The sequence below is a fragment of the Dactylosporangium sp. NPDC050588 genome, from assembly GCF_040654975.1.
GTDB lineage: Bacteria > Actinomycetota > Actinomycetes > Mycobacteriales > Micromonosporaceae > Dactylosporangium > Dactylosporangium maewongense.
The window spans coordinates 55,963-78,033 of the sequence record NZ_JBFAJA010000022.1 but is presented as its reverse complement, the minus strand read 5'-3'; the positions used below and the strand labels follow the sequence as shown (position 1 = coordinate 78,033).

Here is a 22,071-nt window from a genome sequence, read left to right as displayed (position 1 = left end):
CGATGCGGCCGATGGCGGGTCGGCGGGCGGTGCCGGGACGTCCGGGCGGGTGGACGCGGACCGTGTGATTGGCCACGGTCGATGCGGTGAAGCTGAGAGAGCGCTCTCCCGGCACCGTACAACGCGCGGCGCCGGGTGGAAACCCTCGTTCTGCGCGCGGCGGGGCACAATCGGGGACGTGCGGATCGGGGTGCTGGGGCCGCTCGAGGTGCGGGCCACGTCCGGCGCGCCCGTCGAGATCGGCGGTGCGCGGCTGCGGATGCTGGTCACGCTGCTCGCGCTGGACGCCGGGCGGCCGGTCACCGGCGCCCGCCTCGCCGACGGCATCTGGGGCGGCACCCCGCCGGGCGACGCCACCAACGCCCTGCAGTCCCTCGTGTCCCGGCTGCGCCGGATCCTGCCTGACGGGATGCTGCTCGCCCGCCCTTCCGGCTACCAGCTCGACGTCGACCCCCGCGACGTCGACCACCTCCTGTTCGCCGACCTGGTCGAGCGGGCCAGGACGCTGCTGGCCGAGGACCCGGCCGCCGCGGTGCGCCTGTTCCGCGACGCGGAGGCGCTGTGGCGGGGCCCGGCGCTCGAGGACGCGGGGGAGGCGCCGCTCGTGCTCGCCCGGCGGGCCACGCTCGACGAGCTGCGCCTGGCCGCGACGGAGGACCGGACCGCCGCCGAGCTGGCCCTCGGCCGCCGCGTCGTGGCCGACCTGGAGGCCGCCGTTGCCGCCCACCCGCTCCGGGAGCGCCTCGTCGACCTGCTGATGCGCGCCCTGCACGCCGAGGGCCGCACCGCCGACGCGCTGCGCGCCTACACCCGCTGCCGCGAGACCCTCGCCGAGGAGCTGGGCGCCGACCCGTCCCCGGCGCTGACCTCCACCTACCTGACGATCCTCCGCAGCGCCCCACCCGGCCACCACGTGGCGGAGTTGCCGGGGCCGCCGGAGACGCCGGGGGAGGCCGCGCCGGAGGAGTCCGCGGCGACCGGGGTGGGGAACCTGCGGGCGCCGCTGACCAGCTTCGTCGGGCGGGCGGAGGAGCTGCGAGCGCTGCGGGACACGCTCGCCACGGCGCGGCTGGTGACGCTGGTCGGGCCCGGGGGAGCGGGCAAGACGCGGCTGGCGACCGAGGCCGGGCGGGCCGCCGCGCCGCGGGACGGGGTGTGGATCGTCGAGCTGGCCAACGTCACGGACCCCGCGGACGTCGTGCAGGCGGTGTGGACCGGGCTGGGCATGCGGGACCCGTCGGCGGCGGCCGGGCCCGTCCGGCGGGCGACGGTGGCACTGCCGAGGATCGCGGAGGCGCTGTCGTACCGGCGGATCCTCCTCATCCTCGACAACTGTGAGCACGTCGTCGAGGCCGCCGCGGCGCTCGCGGACCGGCTCCTCGGCGACTGCCCGGACCTGCGCGTGCTCGCCACGAGCAGGGAGCCGCTCGGCATCACCGGGGAGGTGCTGCTGCCGGTCGGGCCGCTGCCCGCGGACGCGCTGGACTCGGCGGCGGTGCGGCTGCTGTCGGACCGGGCGGCCGCGGTACGACCGGGCTTCCGGCTGGACGGATCCGCCTTGCGGATCTGCCGGGCCCTGGACGGGATGCCCCTCGCGATCGAGCTGGCGGCGGCGCGCTGCCGGTCGATGACCGCGGCGCAGGTCGCGGACCGGCTCGACGACCGGTTCCGGCTGCTGACCCGGGGGAGCCGCACCGCGCTGCCGCGCCACCAGACGCTGCGGGCCGTCGTCGACTGGAGCTGGGACCTGCTCACCGAGCCCGAGCGGGTGATGCTGCGCCGGCTCGCCGTCTTCCCCGGCGGGGCGACCCTGGAGGCGGCCGCGGCCGTCTGCGACCCGGACGGCGCGCTCGGCGACCCGGTCGAGCTGGTCGCCGCGCTGGTCGACAAGTCGCTGCTGGTGGAGACCGGCGGGCGGTACGGGATGCTGGAGACGATCCGCGCCTACGGCCTGCAGCGCCTCGACGAGCAGGGCGAGACCGCGCGGCTGCGGCACCGGCACGCGACCTGGTTCCTGGCGCTCGCCGACCGGCTCGAGCCGACGCTGCGCACCGCCGGGCAGCTCGAGTCCCTCGCCGTGCTGTCCGCCGAGCACGACAACCTGCACGGCGCGCTGCGCCGCGCGATCGCCGGCGGGGACGCCGACCTTGCCGTCCGGTTCGTGCTGGTGCTCAGCTGGTACTGGTGGATGCGCGGGCACCGGGTCGAGGGCGGCGCCCTGGCCGTCGCCGCCCTCGCGCTCGACGGGCCGTGCGACCCCGGGGCGCGCGCGATGGCGTGCGGGGTCGCCGCCGTCAACGGGTTCGACGGCGTCGGCGAGGCCTCGCAGGTGAACGAGTGGTTCGACGAGGCGTTCGCCCACCAGGGCGACCACCCGATGTTCCGGCTGTTCCAGGCCGTCGCGATGCTGTTCCGCCAGGGGTCGAGCGAGGCCACCCTCGACCGCATCGGCGCGCTCCTGGACGACCCCGACCCGTGGCTGTCGAGCCTCGGGCAGCTGCTGCTGTGCCACGCCGAGATGAACGTCGGCATCCCGTACGACGCCGCGGTCGAGCGCTTCGACCGCGCGCTCGCCGGGTTCCGGGCCATCGGGGAGCGGTGGGGGATGGCGGCGTCGCTGCAGTCCCTCGGCGAGATCCACGCCCGGCGCGGCGACTACGCGACCGCCGCCGGGCACATCGAGGAAGGGCTGCGCCTGTTCGACGTGCTCGGCGCCGCCGAGGACCGGCCGCCCGCCGAGGTGCGGCTCGCCCAGCTGTACGAGCTGCTCGGCCGCACGGAGGAGGCGGAGGCGATGCTGGACCGGGCGCGGCACACGGCGCTCAAGGTCGGGCTGCCCGACGGGATCGCCTACGTCGAGTACGTGCACGCCGACCGGGCGCTGCGGGCCGGCCGGCTCGCCGACGCCCGGCAGCGGTTCGACCGCGCGGCCGAGGTGCTCGGCGCCGACCGCGCCTCGCCGCAGCTGCTCGCGGCCGTCCACGGTGGACTGGCGGTGGTGCGCGCCCGGGAAGGTGCGACGGCCGCCGCCCGTACCATGGCCGCGGTGGCTCTTGAACACGCCCGCGACGCGTTCGACGGGCCCGTCGCCGGAGCCGTGCTCGAGGACGCGGCGGAGGTCCTGCTGCTCGGCGGTGACCCGGCCACGGCCGTGACGCTGCTCACGGCGGCCCGGAAGACCCGGGGCGGCCCCGACCGCACCCGCCCACACGTCGCCACGCTCACGACGGACGCCGAGGCTGCTCTGCCGGTCGCGGAGCGTGCCGCGGCGGTCGCCAGAGGTCACGCCCTGTCGATCGAGACGGCGGTTGATCTCCTGTAAATGGTTTGAAAAGCCCCGCGTCGCGGCGCAGGCTGAGAGGCCGCCAACACGATCCGGGGGGATCCCACCATGCGCCTGCTCCGTGACCTCTGGGCCACGTCGCCGCGCCGCACCGGTTTCGTGGTGTTCCTGGTCGTCCTCGGCGCCGCCGGTCAGGCCCTCGCCGCCGGCGTCGCCGGATCGGTCCTGATCCATCGATCATGGACCATGTTCGTGGTCCTCGCGGTGGCGCTCTTCGCCGCCGTGGCCACCGACCTCCTCGTCGGGCTCATCATGGCCAGGGTCACCGCCGACTGGTCCGCCGACGTGCGCCGGCGGCTGTGCCGGGTCGCGTTCGGCCAGGACCTGCCGACCCTGGAGACCACGCCGGTCGGCGAGCTGCTCGACCGCATCGACGGCGACGTCTACCAGGTCGGCTCCGAGCTGCGCGGCAGCGGCGTGCGGATCGCCCAGTCGATCGCGTTCGGCGTGCTGTCGATCGGCACCACCATGTACGTCTGGTGGCCCGCCGGCGTCGGCATGATCGTGCTTGTCGCCGGCCTCACCGCCGTGCTGCGCAAGCCGACGTCGAAGATCGGCACCGCCCGCATGGGCGAGGAGGAGGCCTGGTCCGACCTCGCCGCCTTGATGGAGGAGTCCATCCACGGCCAGGACGACGTGCGCACCAGCCTCGCCCGTCCCTATGTCCTGCGCCTGTACGCCCGGCGCGCCAGCGTCGTGCTCGAGCGCGGCCGCCAGGTCTGGACCCGCTCCGGCGCCGTCACGGCCGTCGCCGCCGGCGCCGTCCGGGCCGGCATCGCGGTCATCGTCGTCGCCGGGCTGTGGGCCCTGACCTCCGGCCACATCGACGGCGCTCGCCTCACCGCCGTGTGGCTGCTCGCCCTCGGCTTCGGTGCGACCGTCGAGCACACCAGCCGGATGGTGCCGGAGCTGCAGTACGCGCTGGGCGCCTGGGGCCGGGTGCTCCTGCTGCGCGACTCGCGGCAGGAGCCGCTCGGGGGTGCCGCGCCCGCGCCCGGCGACCTCGTCGTGCGGGACCTGACCTTCCGGTACGGGGCGGACTCCACGGCGCGGGCCGCGCTGCGCGACGTCAGTCTCACGTTCGCGCGGGGGCGTTCGTACGCCCTCATCGGCCGGACCGGATCGGGCAAGTCGACCCTGGCGAAGGTGCTGACCCGCGCCGTCGAACTGCCCCGCGGCACCGTCTTCCTCGGCGGCACCGACCTGCTCGACCTCGACATCGAGGCGCTGCGCCGCTGGATCGCCGTCGTGCCGCAGCGCACCGAGATCCTCGCCGGCACCCTCGCGGAGAACATCGCCCTCTTCGACCCCGCGCTGCTTCCCCGGGCCGCCTCCGCGCTGGAGGAGCTCGGCCTCACGTCGTGGGTCGCCGAGCTGCCGGACGGGATCGACACCAAGCTCGGCGAGGGCGGCCACGCACTGTCCGCCGGGCAGGAGCAGCTCGTCGCGTTCGCCCGCATCGTCGTGCGCGACCCGCAGGTCGTCATCCTCGACGAGGCCACCGCGCGGCTCGACCCGGTCACCGAGGCGCAGGTCCAGCGGGCCACCGACCGGCTGCTTGTCGGGCGCATCGGCATCATCGTCGCGCACCGGCTGTCCTCCGTACGCCGCTGCGACGAGGTCGTGGTCCTCGCCGACGGCGCCGTCGTGGAGGCCGGCCCCATGGCGTCCTCGACCCGGTTCGCCTCGCTGCTGGCTTCTTCCGAGGTCCGCGCCACCGTGCCCGCGTCTTCCTCGTCCGTCGCGGTGCTCGACGCGCCGCCGCCGTTGGAAGGTTCGCTGGTCTCCGCCGTCACGGAAAAGACGGACCCGCCGCCGCTGCCGAAGCTGCCGCGCGCCCGCACGCTGTGGAACATCTACAAGCTCGCCACCAACGACGCCCGGTTCGGCCTGGTCTCCGTCGCCATGTTCTCCCTCATGGTGTTCCTCGGCCTCGACGGCTCGGTGCTGCCGTGGCTGTGGGCCGACCTCGTCGACGGCACCGGCGACCTGCTGTGGCCCGCCGTCGGGATCGTCGCCGGCCTCCTGCTGCCGTTGCCGCTGCCGTACTACACCGGCAAGTGGTTCCCCGAGTGGTGGGTCAGGCAGCTGCTGCGCATCAGCCTGCGGCTCGTGCACGGCCAGACCGGCCCGCGCCGCGTCAGCAGCCACACGCCCGCCGAGGTCGTCGCGCAGGGCGGCGACACCGAACGCGTCGTCGTGCTCGCCGACAACCTCATCGACCAGTGGATCTGCGCCTTCGTCCTGGTCTCGATGACCCTCGTCTCGGGCTCCCTGGTGCCGGCCGCGTTCATGGCCGCCACGATCGTCGTCTCGGGCCTCACCGCCACCCTCTTCGGCCCCGTGCTGAAACGCTCGGCGACCTTCACGGTGGCGGCGCGCGCCGCGTTCGCCACCGCGCTCGTCTCGTCGCTGTCCGCCGCCCGCACGGTGAAGCTCGCCGGCGCCACCAGCCCCGTCCTGGACCACCTCGCCAAGCTCGACGAGATCCGCAGCGCCCGGCAGCGCTGGGAGATCTCGATGCAGGTCTGGGCCCGCTCCACCCCCGCCATCGCCAGCGGCCTGCTGCCGATCGGGGCCTGGGCGCTGCTGCTCACCGGCCACCTCACGCCGGGCGCCACCCTCGTCGCCGTGTCCACCCTGGGCTCGGCCCGCTGGTTCGCGTGGACGACCGCGTCGCTGGTCTCGCAGCTGCCCTCCGCCCGCGTCTGGACCCGCCGCACCGTCGCGATGACCGGCGAGGCGGAGTACGCGGCGCAGGTCCCCGGCGTCGACCTGTCGCTGGGCACCGCACCCGCCCCGGTCGCGCCGCCGCGCCGCCCGCTGCGCCGCCTCGACCTCGACGGCTTCACCGCCGTCCACGAGGACGGCACCGTCGCCGTGCGCGACCTCGACCTCACCGTCTCCCGCGGCGAGCTCGTCCTCGTCGTCGGCCCCGTCGGCTCCGGCAAGTCCTCGCTCCTGCGCGCCCTGGCCGGCATCGTCCACCACACCGGCGCCCTGCGCTGGAACGGCGAGCCCGTCACCGAACCCGAGATGTTCCTGCGCCCCAACCAGATCGGCTACGTCGCCCAGCTCCCGCGCGTGCTGTCCGGCACCGTCGCCGACAACATCAGCCTCGGCCACGAGGTCGACCCCGACGACGCCGTCTCCACCGCGCAGCTCACCCACGACCTCGCCGCCGCCGGCGCGGGCCTGGGCCTGCTCATCGGCCACAAGGGCACCCGCCTGTCCGGCGGCCAGCTCCAGCGCCTCGCCCTCGCCCGCGCCCTGGCCCCCCGCACCGAGCTCCTCATCGCCGACGACGTGTCCTCCGCCCTCGACGTCACGACGGAGCTCGCCCTCTGGCGCGCACTGCGCGCCCACGGCGTCACGGTGATCGGCTCCACCTCCAAGCGCGCCGCCCTCACCCAGGCCGACCGCGTCGTCGTCCTCCTCGACGGCACCGCCGCCGCCCAGGGCACCTGGCACGACCTGGAACCCCACTGGGGCCACCTGGCCGGCTGAGGTTGTGCTGCGGCGGGGATTCTCACCCGCGGCCCCAATGCGCCGCTCCGCGACGCGAGGCAGGCCAAGCGGCTTACGCCGCATCCGGTGGCCGGCCTTCGCCCCACCCCACCGCTCACGAAGGCCGCCGTGCCCGGTGATCGAAGTCGTCTGGTGGCCGTCCGGACGGCCACGACTGTCCTTGGATCATGCGTGCCAGGGCGGAGGGGGTTTCCTGGGCGTGGGTGCGGGTCCGCGTCTCGGTGCGGGAGGCCGCGGCAATGCAACCTGACAAGGCAACAGTGGTGTTGCCGCTCGGCGGCGCCGCCCGGTGATCGAAGTCGCGCTGTGGCCGTCTGGACGGCCACAGCTGTCCTTGGATCACGAGCGGCGTCAGCCGGGGACGGAGGGGCTCCCGAGGCGTGGGTGCAGGTCCGCGGCCTTGGTGCGGGGGCCCGCGGCTTGCGTCCTGGCATGGCGTCGGTCGTGTTGTCGTTCGGCGGCGCCGTCCGTGATCGAAGTCGCACGGTGGTCGTACCGGCCAGCGCGGGACTTCGATCACGGGTGGGGGCGCCGGGCGGTGAGCACGACCGACGCCATGTTCGGTGGCGTTGCCGTGGCTTCCCGCGCTGAGTTGCGGACCTGCACCCACGCCCTGGGCTCTTCCGTCCTCGGCTCGCCCCGTTCGTGATCCAAGGACGGTTGTGGTCGTCCGGACGGCCACCAGGCGACTTCGATCACCGGACACGGCGTCGGTGGTGAGCGGCGGGTGAGAATCCCCGCCGGGACCCGCCGCGGCAGCGGTGGGGCGGAAGCACCGCGGTCGGGTGAGCATCCCCGCCGGGACCTGCCGCGGCAGCGGTGGCGGGGAATTACAGCTGGCGTTGACGCTGGTGGCAAGGTTTACGGTTGGCGGCATGCGGATCGGTGAGCTGGCGGAGCAGGCCGGGACGAGTGCGCGGGCGCTGCGGTACTACGAGCAGCAGGGGTTGCTCAGCGCCAGGCGGACGTCGAACGGGTACCGGGAGTACGACGAGGAGGACCTGCGGCTGGTGCGGGAGATCCGCGCCCTGCTGGAGATCGGGTTCAACCTCGAGGACACCCGGCCGTTCGTGGAGTGCATCCGCGAGGGGCACAGCTCGGGTGCGGAGTGCCCCGGGTCGGTCGAGGTGCTCACCCGCCGGCTCGCCGAGATCGACGACTACATCGTGCGGCTGCGGCGGATCCGGGCCACGATCGTGAAGGAGCTGGGCTGAGTCATGCAGGACATCACGGACGCCACGTTCGCCGAGGAGGTGCTCGGCAGCGAGCTGCCGGTGCTGGTGGACTTCTGGGCGGAATGGTGCCCGCCGTGCCACCGGTTGTCGCCGGTGCTGGAGGAGCTGGCCAAGGAGTACGAGGGCCGGGCGAGGATCGTGAAGATCGATTCGGATGCGAACCCTGAGACGGTGCGGGCGTACGGGGTGCTGTCGATGCCGACGCTCAGCCTGTTCCGCAACGGGGAGCTGGTGTCGCAGGTGGTCGGGGCGCGACCCAAGTCGCAGCTGCGGGCGCAGCTCGACTCACAGCTGCGGGCGCAGCTCGACACCGTGAGCTGAAGCACCCTCAACCAGGCGGTGAACCCGCCGAAATAGCACAGGTGCGGGGGAAGCTGTGGATGTGGTGGACGGTCGCCGGCGTGCTGGCGACCGTCGGCTATTTTCTGCTCCCCACCGGGTCGTTCGCCGCCAGTCTGGTCTACGACGGGCTCGGCGCCGCCGCCGCGGTGGTGCTGCTCGCCGTGGCCCCGAGGCAGGCCGCGAAGGAACGGCCCGCGTGGTGGCTGTTCGCGGCCGGCATGGTGCTGTGGTCCGGCGGCGACGCCGTCTACACCTACTACGCGCACGTGCTGCACCAGGACCCGTTCCCGTCGGTGGCGGACGCGCTCTACCTGGCCGCGTACCCGCTGCTCGCCGCCGGCGTGTTCGTGCTGGTCCGGCAGCGGGCCGGGCGCAGCCGCGCGGCGGTCCTGGACGCCTCGATCGTGGCGACCGGCGCGGGGCTGGTGCTGTGGACGTTCGTCATGCAGCCGATCGCGCACGACGGCACCGCGATCGGCACGCGGGTGGTGGCGCTCGCGTATCCGGCGTTCGACGCGCTGCTGCTGGCCATGCTCGCCAGGCTGTTCGTCTCCGGCGCCGTGCGCGACGCCGGGATCGGCCTGCTCGCCACCTCGCTCGCCCTGCTGAACTGCGCCGACGTCATGTACTCGATCGTCACGTCGTACACCTCCTATGGCGGCGGGCTGTTCGACGCCGGCTGGATGCTGTCCTACGTGCTGTGGGCGGCCGCCGGGCTGCACCCGTCGTCGAGAGCGCCCCGGGCGAAGGCACGGGAGGCGCGGGCGACGGTCGGGTGGGTGCGCCTGCTGACCCTGGCCAGCTCGTCGCTGCTGGCCCCCGGCGTGCTCCTGGTCCAGGGCGTCACCCGGCCGCACGACATCGACTGGCTGCCGGTCGGCGCCTGCGCCGTCGTGTTGTTCCTGCTGGTGGGTGTACGCATGGCGGGGCTGGTCCGGCAGGTGCACCGGCTCGCCATGCTCGACGACCTGACCGGCCTGGCCAACCGGCGGGAGCTCGAGACGCGCATCCGGGCGGCGCTCGACACCCCCGCGACGGTCGCGCTGATCGACCTCGACGACTTCAAGGGCATCAACGACCGGCTCGGCCACGGCGTCGGCGACCGGCTCCTCATCGCCGTCGCCGAGCGGCTGCGGTCGGTGGCCCACCCGGGCGACACCGTGGCCAGGCTCGGCGGCGACGAGTTCGCGCTGCTGCTGCCCGGCGGCGACGTGGCCGCCTACGCCGAGGCCCTGGAGCGGCCGTTCCAGGCGGGGCCGCACCGGCTGCTGGTGCGCGCCAGCGTCGGCGTCGCGGACTGCCTGGGCACCGGCGAGGAGTTCGAGCCGCTGCGCCGCGCCGACGTCGCCATGTACGCGGCGAAGAAGACCGGCGGGCGGGTGCTGCGCTACGACGCCGCCCTCGACCGGCAGGCGTCCGAGCACGCCGAGCTCGGCGCCGAGCTGCGCACCGCCCTCGACGAGTCGCAGTTCTTCATGGCGTACCAGCCGATCGTCGCCCTCCCGTCGGGGGAGACCGTCGCGGTGGAGGCGCTGGTGCGCTGGCGGCACCCGCTGCGCGGGCTCGTCAGCCCGGCCGACTTCGTGCCGGTCGCCGAGCACAACGGCCTGATCGTCGAGCTCGGCGCCTGGATCCTGCGCGAGTCGTGCGCCCGGATGGCGCACTGGCGGGCCACCCTCGGCGCCGACGCGCCGCAGCGGGTGAGCGTCAACGTCTCGGCTCGGCAGCTGTCGGAGCCCGGTTTCGCCGAGTCGGTCGCCGCCGTGCTCACCGACACCGGCCTGCCGCCGCGGCACCTGGTCGTCGAGGTGACCGAGACCGCGGTCTTCGACAGCGACACCGCCCTGGACACGCTGCGTGCGGTGCGCGCGCTCGGCGTGCGGATCGCCCTCGACGACTTCGGCACCGGGCACTCGTCGCTCGGCCTGCTGCAGACGGCGCCGGTCGACATCCTGAAGGTGGACAAGTCGTTCGTGGATCACGTCGGTACGCCGGGGCGGCAGGCCGTGATCGCGCGGGCCCTCATCGACGTGAGTAACCATCTGCGGCTGACCGCGATCGCCGAGGGGGTCGAGACCGCGGCGCAGGCCGAGGAGCTGTACCGGCTGGGTTACCGCTTCGTCCAGGGGTACCTCTACGGCCGGCCCACGCCGGATCTCGTCAGGCCGAGCGGCCAGCACCAGCTGACCGCCTAGACCACCACCGTCAGGGGACGGCCGGCACCGCCTGGACCGCCGCCGTCAGGAGGTGGCCGGCACCGGCCGACCGCCTGGACCACCGCCCTCAGGAGATGGTCAGCACCAGCTTGCCGCGCAGGCCGCCGGCCTCCAGCCGCCGGTGCGCCTCCGCCGCCTCGTCGAGGGGCAGGGTGCCGGCGACCCGGGTGACCAGGCCCGCGCCGAGCAGCTCGGCGAGCAGCGCCCGGTCCGGGGTCACGTGCACCGTGCCGACCCGCACGCCGCGCTCGGCGGCCGGGGCGGACGGGTCGGTGACGGCCACGTGCACGCCCCCGTCGCGGACCGCGCCGATCGCCCCCGGCACCGACGCCGCGTCCAGCACCGCGTCGAACGCGTTCGGCGGCAGCGGGTCGGTGCGCGACAACACCGTCTTCGCGCCGAGCCCCGCGACGAACGGCTCGTCGCCCGTGGACGCGACCGCCGTCACCTCGACGCCCGCTGCCGCCGCCAGCTGCACCGCGAACCCGCCGACGCCGCCGCTCGCCCCCGTGACGAGCAGTGACCGGCCGGCGGTGAGCCCGGCGATGCGCAGCGCCTGCGCCGCCGTGACCGCGTTCAGCGGCAGCGTCGCCGCCGTGACGAGATCCGTGCCGGCGGGCACCGGCGCGAACCACGCCGGGTCCGCGAACAGCACCGAGGCCTGGGCGCCGACGGTGCCGCCCTGCTCGAACCACGGCACGAACCCGGCGACCCGCTGCCCGTCGTCGGTGACCCCGGCGAAGTCCCAGCCCAGGACGAACGGCCCGGTCAGGTCCGGCAGCAGCGCGGCCAGCCAGCCGGCCCGCGTCGCCACGTCGACCGGGTTGACCGCGGCCGCCTCGACCCGCATCCGCCCGGCGGCCGCACCCACCGGCGAGGGCCGCTCCACGACCCGCACCGTGTCCACGCCGCCGTACCCCTGCACCTCAACGACTCGCATGACCTGCCCCCTTGATCGGAAGTGACTGGGACCAGCCTGCCGGGGGTGGGTACTCTTCGAAACCAGGCACCTGAAAGTGCCCTAGGGACGCGAAGGGACCGTCATGACGAAGACCGCGGAGCAGCAGCGCCTCGAGGCGAAGGTCCTCTACGACGCCTACATGGCCGCCTGCCCGACCCGCGAGGTGTTCGAGACGATCGCCGACAAGTGGGCCGGCCTGCTGGTCAACGCGCTCGCCGACGGCCCGCGCCGGCACAGCGAGCTGCGGCGCCGCATCGCCGGTGCCAGCCAGAAGATGCTGACCCAGACGCTGCGCACCCTGGAGCGCGACGGCCTCGTCAAGCGCACCGTCACCGCCGCGGTCCCGGTCCGCGTCGACTACGAGCTGACCCCGCTCGGCCGGTCCCTGGCCCCGGTCCTCGGCGCGCTGAAATCCTGGGCCGAGACCAACATCGAGCACATCATGGCCGCCCGCGACGCCTATGAGCTGTAGACCGCGCCGTAGGTCACAGGAGCGTGTCCTTCAGCGGGTGGCCGCCCGGCCGATGACGCGGGCATGCCGGGACCGACGATGGACGCCGCCGCCCGCGACGCGGTGTTCGCCACTGTACTGGCGGAGCACCCCGACGCGTTCATCAGCGCCGTCACGGTCCAGGGGCTGTTCGCGCCGCTGCCGGACGAGCTGCGCCGCACCGGCCTGCGCCCGCTCGAGGGTCCGTCGTCCGCGCTCGGCCTCATCGTCGGCGAGGACCACCCGGCGGTCGTCGACGCGTGGCACCGGGCGGTGACGGAGGGCGCCGCCGAGTGCCTGGTCCGCCCGAGGGCCGCGCCCGGCGTCGTCGCCCGCATGCTTCTGGTCGACACGACGCACCGCTTCGGCCTGTACACCTGCTGCATCACGGGACTGGAAGGACCGCTCGGCGCGCTCGGCGCCGACCCGGTGCGGCCGCGGATGGTCACCGTGCGCAAGGACCAGACGGCGGTCATCACCGCCGCCGACCCGGGCATCGCGCGGCTGCTCGGCTGGACCGCGGAGGAGCTCGTCGGCCGCCGCGCCATCGACCTCGTCCACCCCGACGACCACCAGCGGGCCATCGCCAGCTGGATGGACCTGCTCACCGTCCCGGACGGCGGCGCCCGCCGGGTCCGGCTGCGGCACCTGCACCGCGACGGCCACGCCGTCTGGTTCGAGATCACCAACCACAGCTTCCTCGGCACGCCCGGGGACCCGCACGTCGTCGGCGAGATGCTCGACATCAGCGACGAGATGGCCGCCGAGGAGGCCCTGCGGGCCGGCGAGCAGCGGCTGCGCCGGCTCACCGAGGCGCTGCCGATGAGCATCCTGCAGATCGACGCCGACCGGGTCATCGTGTATCAGAACGCGCGGGTCGCCCGCACCGTCGGCACCGCGGAAGGCGACGTGCTCGACGGCACCCGCCTCGCCGGCGGCGTCATCCCCGGCGACCTGCCCAAGGTCTCCGCCGCCCTCGACGCGGTCCTGCGCGACGGCGCCGACGCCGACCTCGAGTACGGCTTCCGCCACCCGGACACCGGCCTGCGCCGCGTCGACGCGAAGGTCCGCGCGCTCGCCGGCGACGACGGCCGGGTGACCGGCGCCATCATCTGCCTCACCGACGTCACCGACGCGGTCCGGATGCGCGAGGAGCTGCACCGGCAGGCGACGTACGACGCCCTCACCGGCTGCCGCAGCCGCGCCGCGACCCTCACCGCCCTCGAGGAGGCCCTGGCCCTGCCGGCCGGCGGCCGCGGTGTCGCCGTCGTCTTCGTCGACCTCAACGAGTTCAAGCAGGTCAACGACCGGCACGGGCACGCCGCCGGCGACCGCCTCCTCACCCACGTCGGCGACCTGCTGCGCGGCGCGGTCCGCGACGGCGACGTGGTCGGCCGCTTCGGCGGCGACGAGTTCGTGGTCGTCTGCCGCGACGTCGCCGGCCGGCCGCAGGCCCGCCGGATCGCCGAGGCCCTCGCCACCGCCGTCGCCGCCGACAGCGCCGCCCTGCGGTTCGACGGCGTGCGGATACTGCCGCGGGCCAGCATCGGCGTCAGCTGGGCGCGCCCCGGCACGGTCGCCGCCGACGCCCTCGTCGCCCGTGCCGACGCCGCCATGTACCGCGCGAAGAAGACCCGCGCCGGCCGCGTCGCCCTGCAGGAAGCCGCCTAGCACAGGGCCTCCTGCCGCCGCCGGGTCCTCTAGGATCGGCGGTCGACTCGGGGGAGGCGCCGCATGGAGGACCTGGCACCGTCGGACACGGAGGCCACCGTCGTCACCGTGCTGACGGGGGTGGGGGTGCTGCTGGCGCTCGCGCTGCTGGCCACCCTGGCGGTGCTGCGCCGCAGGCGCGGCCCGGTCGCGCCGCCGCCGGGCCGGCCGGCGCTCGGCCTGGCGTTCCTCACGGTGATCGCGACCGTGCTGCTGTTCTTCGGCGCCCGGATCCCGTTCGTCGACGCCCACCCGGGCGACTCCGCGACCCTCTTCGAGCTGCACGGCCGGCAGGCACCGGTGTACTGGATCGCGTACCTGATCGGCGGCGGCCTCCTCGTCGTCCTCGTCACCGCGCTGCTGAAGTCGCCGGCCACCCTGCGCCGGGTCGTGGGCCCGCCGGCGGCGCTGGTCGCGGCCCTGATGATCCTGCTGATGGCCGCGCTGCGCCTGAAGATCAGCCACCTGGACGAGCGCCTCGCCGGCGCCCACCTGCCGGAGCTCGGGCCGACCCCCGACGCCAGCGACGGTGCCGCCGGCGCGTACGCGATGGGCGGCTGGATCATGGGCGTCCTCGGCGTCGCGCTCCTGGCGATGGTCCTCGTGCTGCTGCTCGCCCGGCCGCACGACCTGGTGGTGCTCGTCGCGGTGACCGCCGGCGTCACGATGCTCAGCGCCCCGCACCTCGGCGCCGACTTCTGGGGGCTGCGCGACGGCAGGGCCGAGCGCGTCAGCTACTCCGCGTTCGAGCTCGGCGGCCGCGCCCTGGCCTGGCCCGCCGTCATCACCCTCCTGGCCGCGCTCGTCGTCGCGATCCCGTTCCTGCCGAAGTGGTTCCGCGGCGTGGCCACCTTCGCCGCCGCGGTCGCACCCCTCTGGATCGGTCTCGCCGTCGGCGTCTCGGCCGACCTCCTGGACGGCGTCGCCCAGCGCCTCGACGCCGAGGGCTACACCGTCGCCGTCAGCCGCGGGGGCAGCGCCGGCATGTTCCTGTACGTCGTCACGCCGGCGCTCGTCGTCCCGATCGTGGCGCTGCGCGCCTGGTCCGTCTCCCGCCGCACGGCACCGACCGCGGCCGGCCCGGTCGCGCCCGCCGCCGCCCCGGTGGAGCTGGCCGGCTAGCGGCGGCCGCCGCTGCCCCAGTAGAACGGGCCGTTCGCGTGGACGGTGACGGCCCAGCCGAGCTCCTCGAGCCGCCGCTCGAGGTCGGCGGGCCGGTGCGGGATCTTGAGGATCCGGTAGGGCGTCCCGTCGGTGAGCCGGCGCTGGATCACCGGGGAGTCCGCGCCCTCGATGAGCTCCTCCTCCGCGCGGTAGGGGTCGTCGACGAAGAGCACCCGCCCGTCCGGCTCGAGGCAGTCGGACACCATGGACCAGAACGGCGCGAAGCGCTCCGCCGGGACGTGGGACAGCCAGAAGCCGAAGAACACCACGTCGTAGCGGCGGTCCGGCCGCCAGCTGAACAGGTCGGCCCGCTCGAAGCGCACGGGCGCCGCACCGACGCGCGCCGCGGCGATGCGGAGCATCTCGGCGGAGGCGTCGACGGCGGTGAGGTCGGTGGCGTGCCGCAGCAGCTGCCGGGTCCAGGTGGCCGGGCCGCAGGCGAGCTCCAGGACCCGGCCGGTCGGCCGGAAGTCGTCGATGGCTCTCTCAAGGCGCTCTGTCAGTTCGTCGCCGCCGGCGAAGTGCAGCGCGTGGTCGTCGTACTCGGACGCGACCGCCTGGTAGAAGGCGGCCTGTTCGTCGAGCAGCGCCGTCAGGCGGTCCCCGTCACCCATCCGCCGACTATCCCGGAGCCCTCCGCCGGGGCGCAACGCCGCCGGTCAGCGGATGGCGAAGACCGCCAGGCCCTCCGGGGCCTCCGCGTGGATCTCGACGCCGGAGACGGACGCCTCCGCGGGGCCCTGGCGGGTCCACGCGACCAGCCGCTCGACCGCTTCCAGGGGGCCTTCGAAGACCGCCTCGACGCGGCCGTCGTCGAGGTTGCGGACCCAGCCGCCGACGCCGGCGCCGACGGCGACCCGCCGGCACGTGTCGCGGTAGTAGACGCCCTGGACCCGTCCCGACACCAGCACCCGCCTGCGCTCCATGCTGCGACGCTACGTCATCGGGACGGCCGTTCGGGCAGGAGCCGCTCCTCGTGGTCGAGCTCCCGCTCCAGGACCCGCAGGCCCTCGTCGGGCAGGGTGCCGGCGTCGCGCCAGCGCAGCAGCTCCTCCCGCTGGGCGTCCATCGCGGCGCGCCGGACCCGCAGCGCCGCCTCGTACCGTGGCGACACCGGCATCTCGGGCGACTCGGCGTTCTGCAGGAGGTCGATGCGGCCCTGGTAGCGGGCGAGGCGCTGGTTGAGCAGGCCGCGCATGACCTGGATCGCCTCCATCTCGGCGGCGGCGTCCTCCGCGGACCGCCGGCCGGGCTTCTCGCCGATGACGACGGCGAGGTCGTCGAGGCGTTCGAGGGCGGCGCGGACCGACGCGGAGCGGGCCTCGTTGCGCAGGCGGGCCTCGTCGACGGCGTCGGCGCGCAGGCCGAGGCGGCGCACGAGGGGGCCGAACGTGAGGCCCTGCCCGACGAGCGTCACGAGGACGACGGTGAGGGTGCAGAACAGCAGCAGGTCCCGGTCGGGGGTGATGCGGGGGAGGGTGAACACGGCGGCGAGGCTGATGACGCCGCGGGTGCCGGCCCAGCTCAGCGCGGTGACCTCCCGGCCGGTGAGCTTGCCGGCGTGCTGCCCGGTGCCGAGGCGGGAGTGCAGCGACCTGGGCAGCGACTGGGTGAGCAGGAGCCACACGGGCCGGATGAGCAGCACCGACCCGACCGACACGAGGACCGCCGTGACGATGGTGGAGGTCTCGTACCGGCGCAGCCCCTGGAGCACGTCCGGCAGCTGCTGGCCGATGTACAGGAACACGAAGCCCTCGAGCAGGAAGTCGACGAGCCGCCAGACGGCGCTGGTCTGCAGGCGGCTGGCGCCCGACGCGGCGCGGGGCGCGTGGTGGCCGACGACGAGACCGGCGACGACGACGGCGAGGACCCCGGAGACGTGCAGGTGCTCCCCGAGCAGGTACGCGGCGAACGGGGTGGCGAGGGAGATCGCGTTGGCAGTGAGCGGGTCCCGGTTGAGGGGCCGCAGCATCCCGACGCCCACGGCGACGACCGCGCCGACGGCGGCACCGCCGACGGCCGCGACGACGAACCGGACGACGGCCGCGGTCGCGGAGAACTTGTCGCCGAGGATCGCCGCGGACGCGAAGCTCAGGATCGTCAGGGCGGTGGCGTCGTTGAGCAGGCCCTCGCCCTGGATGATCGTGACGAGCCGCTGCGGCAGGCCGACCCTGCGCCCGACGGCGAGGGCGGCGACCGGGTCGGGCGGGGCGACGGCGGCGCCGACCGCGATCCCGGCGGCGAGGGACGCGCCCGCGACGAGGTGGTGGAAGCCGGCGCCGATGGCGAGCGCGGTGATGAGCACCAGGATGACCGACAGGCTGACGACGATCCGCACGTTGCGCCGGATCGCCATCAGCGACGCGTCGAGCGCCGTGCTGTACAGCAGCGGCGGCAGCACGAACGTCAGCAGGATCTCCGGCTCGAGGGTGATGTCCGGGGCGGGCAGCAGCCCGTACACGATGCCGAGGACCGGCAGGATCGCGGCGGCGGGCAGCCCGGTGCGCCCGGCGAACCAGCGCACCGCGACGACGACGGCTACCGCGGCGAGAGCGAACAGCAGCAGCGTCTCGGCACCCACCACCCCATTGTCGGTGCCTAACGGGTGGAAGGCTTCCCAGACGCCGACTTCGACGGCGTCGCGCCGGGCGTCACGGCAGGCTGGTCGGCGTTGTTGTTGATCATTTCGGGGTGCCCGGCGAGGAACGGGCCGACCTCGTCCCGGACGATCGCGGCGAGGAGCGCCTTCGCGTTGTCGTCGAGGATCTCGTACGACTGCCCGCCGATCGTCTCGGAGTGGTAGTCGCCGTTGTTGACCCTCAACGTCACCATCTGGTCGGGTTTGATGCCCTTGAGGGTGAAGATCCAGTCGGTGAGGTCGATCTTGTTGTTGTAGAACGAGACCGCGTCGCCCATCCGGTTCAGCATCTCGGTGATCTTGATCGGGTTGAGGATCACGCCGGAGCTCGTGGCCTTCTTCAGCATCGCCTTGATGAACTGCTGCTGGTGGCGCTGCCGGCCGTAGTCGCCGTCGTCGTTGGCGAGCTTGTCGCGCTGCCGCACGTAGTCCAGGGCCTCCCAGGCCGCCATGTCGTAGCAGCCGACCTCGTAGATCTGGGGGCGCATGTTGGGCTTGAGGGTGGTGGGGAGGTCGTTGACGAAGTTGTAGGGCACGCCCTCCTTGCCGGTCTTGGTGTTCCAGCCGGTGTGGATGGAGATGACCCGCTCGTCGACGCACATGTGCACGCCGCCCATCGCGGTGACCAGGCCCTTGAACCCGTCGAAGTTGACGATCGCGGCGCCGTTGAACCGCAGGCCGCCGGCCAGCTCCTTGACGGTCTCGGCGAGCAGCTCCAGGCCGCCCTCGCGGCCGCCGCCGTTCTCCGAGCCGGCCTGGAACGCGGCGTTGATCTTGCCGGTGCCGCCGGTGTACTTCGTCTTCGGAAACGCCGGGATCCTGACCCGGGTGTCCCGGGGGATCGAGGTCAGGTAGACGGCGTCGTGGCTGGCCGGGATGTGCGCGATGATGATCGAGTCGGCGCGGGCGCCCATCTCGGCGTTACCGGCGCGCTCGTCGACGCCGACGAGCAGCAGGTTGATCGGGCCGTCGATGGTGTTGCCCTCGGCGGCGGCCTGGCCGAGACCGCCCTCATGGGTGATCTGGTCGCTGTAGTGGTCCAGCAGCAGCTTGCCGCCGATCAGCCCGCCGCCGCTGGCGACGAGCAGCAACGCGCCCAGCACGAGGAGCAGCTTCGCCCAGAGCGGGTCCTTGCGTTTCTTCTTCGCCACCGCACGCCCTTCCAACCGTCGATCTCATGCTGAAGACGGAACCGGGGCGTGCAACGTTGCGTCTCGCTACTCGGGTCGGCCGTCTCTGACGATAGCGCCGACGAGTTTCCACTGGTCGTCCCGTGTTCACCCGATGTACGGGTGGCAAGTGTGGCGATGCTCACCCAGCCAGGTCGACCGCCGAGCCCGACGGGCGGCGCGGGGAGGCGGGGGCGGGCTGGATCCGGCCGGGGACGCCGATGCGCACCACCATCGCCGGGTGGCCGACGTCACCGAGCATCCGGCGCAGCATCGTGCGGGCCGGCAGGACCTCGACGAGGTCGCTCATCGGCGAGGCGGCCAGGCCGTCACCGGCGGCGGTGAGCAGCACCGCCGACAGCGCCTCGCCCGCCGCGATCCAGTCGCGGGCCAGGTCGCCGCCGGTGACCAGCACCGCGTAGCGGGCGTGCCGGTCGGCGACGTCGCCGCCGGCGTACACGCTGGGAAGAGCTTCCGGCGTGCCGGTGAAGTCACGGACCGGCACCGGCCGCGGCCCGCCCTCCGCGGCGGTCGCCGGCGGGACCCCGTCCTCGGCGTCGTCGCGCACCCAGGTCGCCAGCTCGGCGCGGTACGCCGGGTCGGCCCGCTCGACGTCGGCCGCGTGGCCGGCGGCCACCACGACGTCGACCAGGTCCCGCGGGCGGACCACGTGCAGGTCGGCGCCGGCGGTCGCGGCCGCCCGGCGGAGCCCGTCGAGGGCGGCCTCGGGCACGTCCCGCTCGGCGAACGGCCGCCGGTCGGTGCGCCGGATGCCGATCGCCCGGCGCAGCCGCTGCGCCGCCGCGGTGCGTTCCCCGGCGCCGGTGACCCGCACGGTGGCGAGCAGGTCCGGGTCGCCGGCGTCCGGCAGGTACGTCACCTCCGCGGCGAACCCGTCCGCGGCGAGCGCGACCCGGGCGTGGTGCAGGGCGGCGCCGCAGCTGAGCGTCAGCAGCCGGCCGTCGGGGTCGATCACCGGCAGCTGCCGCGACCGGTCGGCGAGCAGCTGCGCGGTGTCGCCGTCGATGCGCCAGTGCCACGGCTGCGTGTTGAGGATCGACGGGGCGCCGAGGGCGGCGAGGACGGCGTCGGTCAGCGCCCGGCCGGCCGGGCTGACCCGCACGGCGGCGCCGTGATCGGTGTACAGGATGGCGGCCATGACGGGCTCCTTCGGATGCTCGGAGAGTGACGCTTCCAGCCTCGCCGCCGGCGGCGGGTGGCGGGCAGGGCGCAGATACCCCCACCCGCGGGACCTTGGTCCCGCGCTTCTCAGGACCGTGGCGTCTGCCGGTGTACGAGGAACCGCCCGCGGCGCGGGGTGCGACGCAGGCGGCTGCTCTGTACGGGTTGCTCGGGTGGTGTCCGGTTCGCCCAGGGACTGGCCGCTCAGGCGGTGGCGGGCTGCGGGGCCGGGGTGCGGCGCAGGCGGGGCAGCCAGCGGACGTCGCCCGCGGTGGCCGGGTCCGAGCCGTAGGCGAGCAGGGTCAGGAAGACGCCGTAGACGGGCAGGTGGCCGAGCAGCTCCGGGGCGCCGAAGATGAGCAGCGTCGCGTTGAAGGGGACCGCCGCGACCAGCATCGCCAGCTGCGGCATCGCGCCCGAGAGGACCAGCAGGCCGAAGAGCAGCTCGGTGGCGCCGGCGACGAGGATGAACGTGTCGGCGGGGACGTGCAGGCCGAGGTAGGCGAAGACGTCCAGCTGCGGGTAGTGCTCCAGGGTGGCGCGGGCCATCGCCGGGTTGGCGAGCTTCTCCGAGAACGCGAGCGTGACCAGGGCGGTCGCGACGCCGACCCGCAGCGCGAGCAGCGCCCGGCGCAGGGTCTTCGGGTCGGGGGTGACGGCGCCGTGCCGGTCGCCGGACGGCGGCAGGAACGCGAGGAACCCGGCGATGCCCAGCAGGTCTGCGGCCTCCAGGAGGCTGACCGGCCCGGTCGCGGCGAGCGCCACCGGCCCGACGACCACCAGCAGCAGGGCGGCGGGGCGCAGCCGGTACCCGGTGATGAACCAGACGCCGAGCGCACCCTCCACGACGCCCAGCAGCGCCGGGGCCGGCAGCTCGTGCAGCTCCAGGTCGGCGGCGAGGAAGTAGCCGCGGGCGGCGAGGGTGAGCAGGCTGACGCCGAGGTGGATCGCCAGCAGGCGCGGCAGGTAGGGGGTGATCCGGCCGAGCGGGCGAAGGATCCCCAGCTCCGGGGTGCCGACCCGCCGGCCGGCGGCCCGCCAGGCCACGGTCACCGCGACGACGAGCGCGAGCACCGCGAGCGTGGCCGGCCGGGTCGCGAACGACCAGTCCGGCGTGTAGGCCGACGGGTCCTTGAGGAACCACTTCTCGTGGGCCAGCACAATGTCGTCGCGTTGCATCGGGTCGCCTCCAGCGTCCGCCGTCATCCTTGCCATCTCAGGATCGGCGGGCCCGGCACCGGTCCTCAGGGCCGAAGGTCCTGAGTCGGCGGGACACGTGGCATCACGACAGCACGGCGTCACCGCATCGGCACCACGGCGGCACCACGGCGGCACCGCGGCATCACCACGGCGGCACCGCGGCATCACCACGGCGGCACCGCGGCATCACCACGGTGGGCACCGGGGTCAGCGGTCGACGGCGATCCAGGTTGCGTGGGCGACGGCGAGGACGTCGCCGCCGGGGCCGTACAGCGTGGACAGCACCGACGCCTTGCGCCCCTCGGAGCCGACGTGCCGGCCGGTGATCACGCACTCGGCCCCCGGCGGCGGGACGGCGTCGACGTGGGCGGTCATGCGGCCCAGGACGTACGGGCGGCCCTCCGTCAGCACGGACCAGCCGCCGGGGCAGTCCAGCGCCGCCCAGACCAGGACCGGCGACACGTCCGCCGGGACGCGCCAGGGCGTGGCGGTGCGGCCGTCGGGCAGCGGACCGGGGAACAGGCCCAGGCCGTCGGTGCGCTCCGGCCCGCACACGAAACAGGTCGGGAACGGGTGCGCGGCGAACCCGGGGTAGCCCGCCGACGCCTCGACGGCCGCCGCGAACGGGACCGGCGGGACCGCGCCGGGCCGCTCCCCGCTGTCGGCCCGCGCGGAGGCGACGAGCGCGTCGCCGTCGTGCACCTGCACCGAACCGGCCGTGGCGCTGACGGCGAGCGGCGTGTCCAGCGGCGGCGGCCTCCGCAACGTCACCTCGGCCGGCCCCTCGAGGTGCGCCGCGACCAGCCCGGCGGTGTAGCCGCCGTTGCCGGAGCCGGGTGGACCGTTGTACCGCGCCTCGATGATCATCGTGCCCCTTCACGTACGCTGCCGGC

Annotated in this window: 16 protein-coding genes; 8 read left to right on the top strand and 8 right to left on the bottom strand. The window is 74.5% G+C overall.

What is annotated here, in order from left to right:
- The first annotated feature begins 178 nt into the window (after positions 1-178).
- From AB0I21_RS17410 to AB0I21_RS17390, 5 genes are all read left to right on the top strand, one after another.
- Positions 179-3,322 carry a BTAD domain-containing putative transcriptional regulator gene (locus AB0I21_RS17410; protein WP_360562173.1) on the top strand — a complete coding sequence of 1,048 codons (3,144 nt, stop codon included), beginning with the start codon at positions 179-181 and terminating at the stop codon, positions 3,320-3,322.
- A gap of 69 nt (positions 3,323-3,391) precedes the next feature.
- Complete coding sequence (locus AB0I21_RS17405) at positions 3,392-6,850, top strand: ABC transporter ATP-binding protein (RefSeq protein ID WP_360562171.1); 3,459 nt, start codon at positions 3,392-3,394, stop codon at positions 6,848-6,850.
- Positions 6,851-7,746: 896 nt separating this feature from the next.
- Positions 7,747-8,085 (top strand): MerR family transcriptional regulator, encoded by a 339-nt coding sequence (locus tag AB0I21_RS17400; protein WP_344504232.1) that lies wholly within the window; start codon positions 7,747-7,749, stop codon positions 8,083-8,085.
- 3 nt (positions 8,086-8,088) lie between these two features.
- A complete protein-coding gene (gene trxA / locus AB0I21_RS17395) occupies positions 8,089-8,427 on the top strand; it encodes a thioredoxin (RefSeq protein WP_360562170.1) in 339 nt (112 codons plus the stop codon).
- 41 nt (positions 8,428-8,468) lie between these two features.
- Positions 8,469-10,643 carry a bifunctional diguanylate cyclase/phosphodiesterase gene (locus AB0I21_RS17390; RefSeq protein WP_360562168.1) on the top strand — a complete coding sequence of 725 codons (2,175 nt, stop codon included), beginning with the start codon at positions 8,469-8,471 and terminating at the stop codon, positions 10,641-10,643.
- Between the two features lie 88 nt (positions 10,644-10,731).
- Here the strand turns inward: AB0I21_RS17390 and AB0I21_RS17385 are convergent, their stop codons facing one another.
- Positions 10,732-11,604: an NADP-dependent oxidoreductase gene (locus AB0I21_RS17385; protein ID WP_360562167.1), complete on the bottom strand. Its 873-nt coding sequence runs from the start codon at positions 11,602-11,604 to the stop codon at positions 10,732-10,734.
- A 103-nt stretch (positions 11,605-11,707) separates the two neighbouring features.
- Here AB0I21_RS17385 and AB0I21_RS17380 point away from each other — a divergent pair, with 103 nt between their 5' ends.
- The 3 genes from AB0I21_RS17380 (at position 11,708) to AB0I21_RS17370 (ending at position 14,947) form a co-directional block, all read left to right on the top strand.
- Complete coding sequence (locus AB0I21_RS17380) at positions 11,708-12,097, top strand: helix-turn-helix domain-containing protein (RefSeq protein ID WP_360562165.1); 390 nt, start codon at positions 11,708-11,710, stop codon at positions 12,095-12,097.
- 63 nt (positions 12,098-12,160) lie between these two features.
- Positions 12,161-13,786, top strand: a complete 1,626-nt coding sequence (locus AB0I21_RS17375) for a sensor domain-containing diguanylate cyclase (protein WP_360562163.1) — start codon at positions 12,161-12,163, stop codon at positions 13,784-13,786.
- Between the two features lie 63 nt (positions 13,787-13,849).
- The gene (locus AB0I21_RS17370; RefSeq protein ID WP_360562162.1) at positions 13,850-14,947 is read left to right on the top strand and encodes a hypothetical protein; all 1,098 of its coding nucleotides are present in this window, start codon (positions 13,850-13,852) and stop codon (positions 14,945-14,947) included.
- On the opposite strand, the gene AB0I21_RS17365 is transcribed toward AB0I21_RS17370, so the two are convergent.
- From AB0I21_RS17365 to AB0I21_RS17335, 7 genes are all read right to left on the bottom strand, one after another.
- Positions 14,944-15,603 carry a methyltransferase domain-containing protein gene (locus tag AB0I21_RS17365; protein WP_360562161.1) on the bottom strand — a complete coding sequence of 220 codons (660 nt, stop codon included), beginning with the start codon at positions 15,601-15,603 and terminating at the stop codon, positions 14,944-14,946. The two genes, AB0I21_RS17370 and AB0I21_RS17365, sit on opposite strands and share 4 nt — an antisense overlap.
- Before the next feature lie 45 nt (positions 15,604-15,648).
- Positions 15,649-15,915 carry an acylphosphatase gene (locus AB0I21_RS17360; RefSeq protein WP_344504242.1) on the bottom strand — a complete coding sequence of 89 codons (267 nt, stop codon included), beginning with the start codon at positions 15,913-15,915 and terminating at the stop codon, positions 15,649-15,651.
- Between the two features lie 14 nt (positions 15,916-15,929).
- Positions 15,930-17,570, bottom strand: coding sequence for a sodium:proton antiporter (locus AB0I21_RS17355; RefSeq protein ID WP_360562160.1), 1,641 nt, complete (start codon positions 17,568-17,570; stop codon positions 15,930-15,932).
- 17 nt (positions 17,571-17,587) lie between these two features.
- Positions 17,588-18,778 carry an LCP family protein gene (locus AB0I21_RS17350; RefSeq protein WP_360562158.1) on the bottom strand — a complete coding sequence of 397 codons (1,191 nt, stop codon included), beginning with the start codon at positions 18,776-18,778 and terminating at the stop codon, positions 17,588-17,590.
- Positions 18,779-18,938: 160 nt separating this feature from the next.
- Positions 18,939-19,955 carry a nitroreductase gene (locus tag AB0I21_RS17345; RefSeq protein ID WP_360562156.1) on the bottom strand — a complete coding sequence of 339 codons (1,017 nt, stop codon included), beginning with the start codon at positions 19,953-19,955 and terminating at the stop codon, positions 18,939-18,941.
- A gap of 227 nt (positions 19,956-20,182) precedes the next feature.
- A complete protein-coding gene (locus AB0I21_RS17340) occupies positions 20,183-21,184 on the bottom strand; it encodes a hypothetical protein (RefSeq protein WP_360562155.1) in 1,002 nt (333 codons plus the stop codon).
- Between the two features lie 201 nt (positions 21,185-21,385).
- Positions 21,386-22,045: a hypothetical protein gene (locus tag AB0I21_RS17335; protein WP_360562153.1), complete on the bottom strand. Its 660-nt coding sequence runs from the start codon at positions 22,043-22,045 to the stop codon at positions 21,386-21,388.
- Positions 22,046-22,071: the final 26 nt, after the last annotated feature.

What these genes read in the sequence shown, in the direction of transcription:
- AB0I21_RS17385 (WP_360562167.1), bottom strand. Translation starts at nt 11,604, where the DNA reads ATGCGAGTCGTTGAGGTGCAGGGGTACGGCGGCGTGGACACGGTGCGG.
- AB0I21_RS17345 (WP_360562156.1), bottom strand. Translation starts at nt 19,955, where the DNA reads ATGGCCGCCATCCTGTACACCGATCACGGCGCCGCCGTGCGGGTCAGC.
- AB0I21_RS17400 (WP_344504232.1), top strand. Translation starts at nt 7,747, where the DNA reads ATGCGGATCGGTGAGCTGGCGGAGCAGGCCGGGACGAGTGCGCGGGCG.
- AB0I21_RS17365 (WP_360562161.1), bottom strand. Translation starts at nt 15,603, where the DNA reads ATGGGTGACGGGGACCGCCTGACGGCGCTGCTCGACGAACAGGCCGCC.
- AB0I21_RS17340 (WP_360562155.1), bottom strand. Translation starts at nt 21,184, where the DNA reads ATGACGGCGGACGCTGGAGGCGACCCGATGCAACGCGACGACATTGTG.
- trxA (WP_360562170.1), top strand. Translation starts at nt 8,089, where the DNA reads ATGCAGGACATCACGGACGCCACGTTCGCCGAGGAGGTGCTCGGCAGC.
- AB0I21_RS17405 (WP_360562171.1), top strand. Translation starts at nt 3,392, where the DNA reads ATGCGCCTGCTCCGTGACCTCTGGGCCACGTCGCCGCGCCGCACCGGT.
- AB0I21_RS17335 (WP_360562153.1), bottom strand. Translation starts at nt 22,045, where the DNA reads ATGATCATCGAGGCGCGGTACAACGGTCCACCCGGCTCCGGCAACGGC.
- AB0I21_RS17360 (WP_344504242.1), bottom strand. Translation starts at nt 15,915, where the DNA reads ATGGAGCGCAGGCGGGTGCTGGTGTCGGGACGGGTCCAGGGCGTCTAC.
- AB0I21_RS17375 (WP_360562163.1), top strand. Translation starts at nt 12,161, where the DNA reads ATGCCGGGACCGACGATGGACGCCGCCGCCCGCGACGCGGTGTTCGCC.
- AB0I21_RS17380 (WP_360562165.1), top strand. Translation starts at nt 11,708, where the DNA reads ATGACGAAGACCGCGGAGCAGCAGCGCCTCGAGGCGAAGGTCCTCTAC.
- AB0I21_RS17370 (WP_360562162.1), top strand. Translation starts at nt 13,850, where the DNA reads ATGGAGGACCTGGCACCGTCGGACACGGAGGCCACCGTCGTCACCGTG.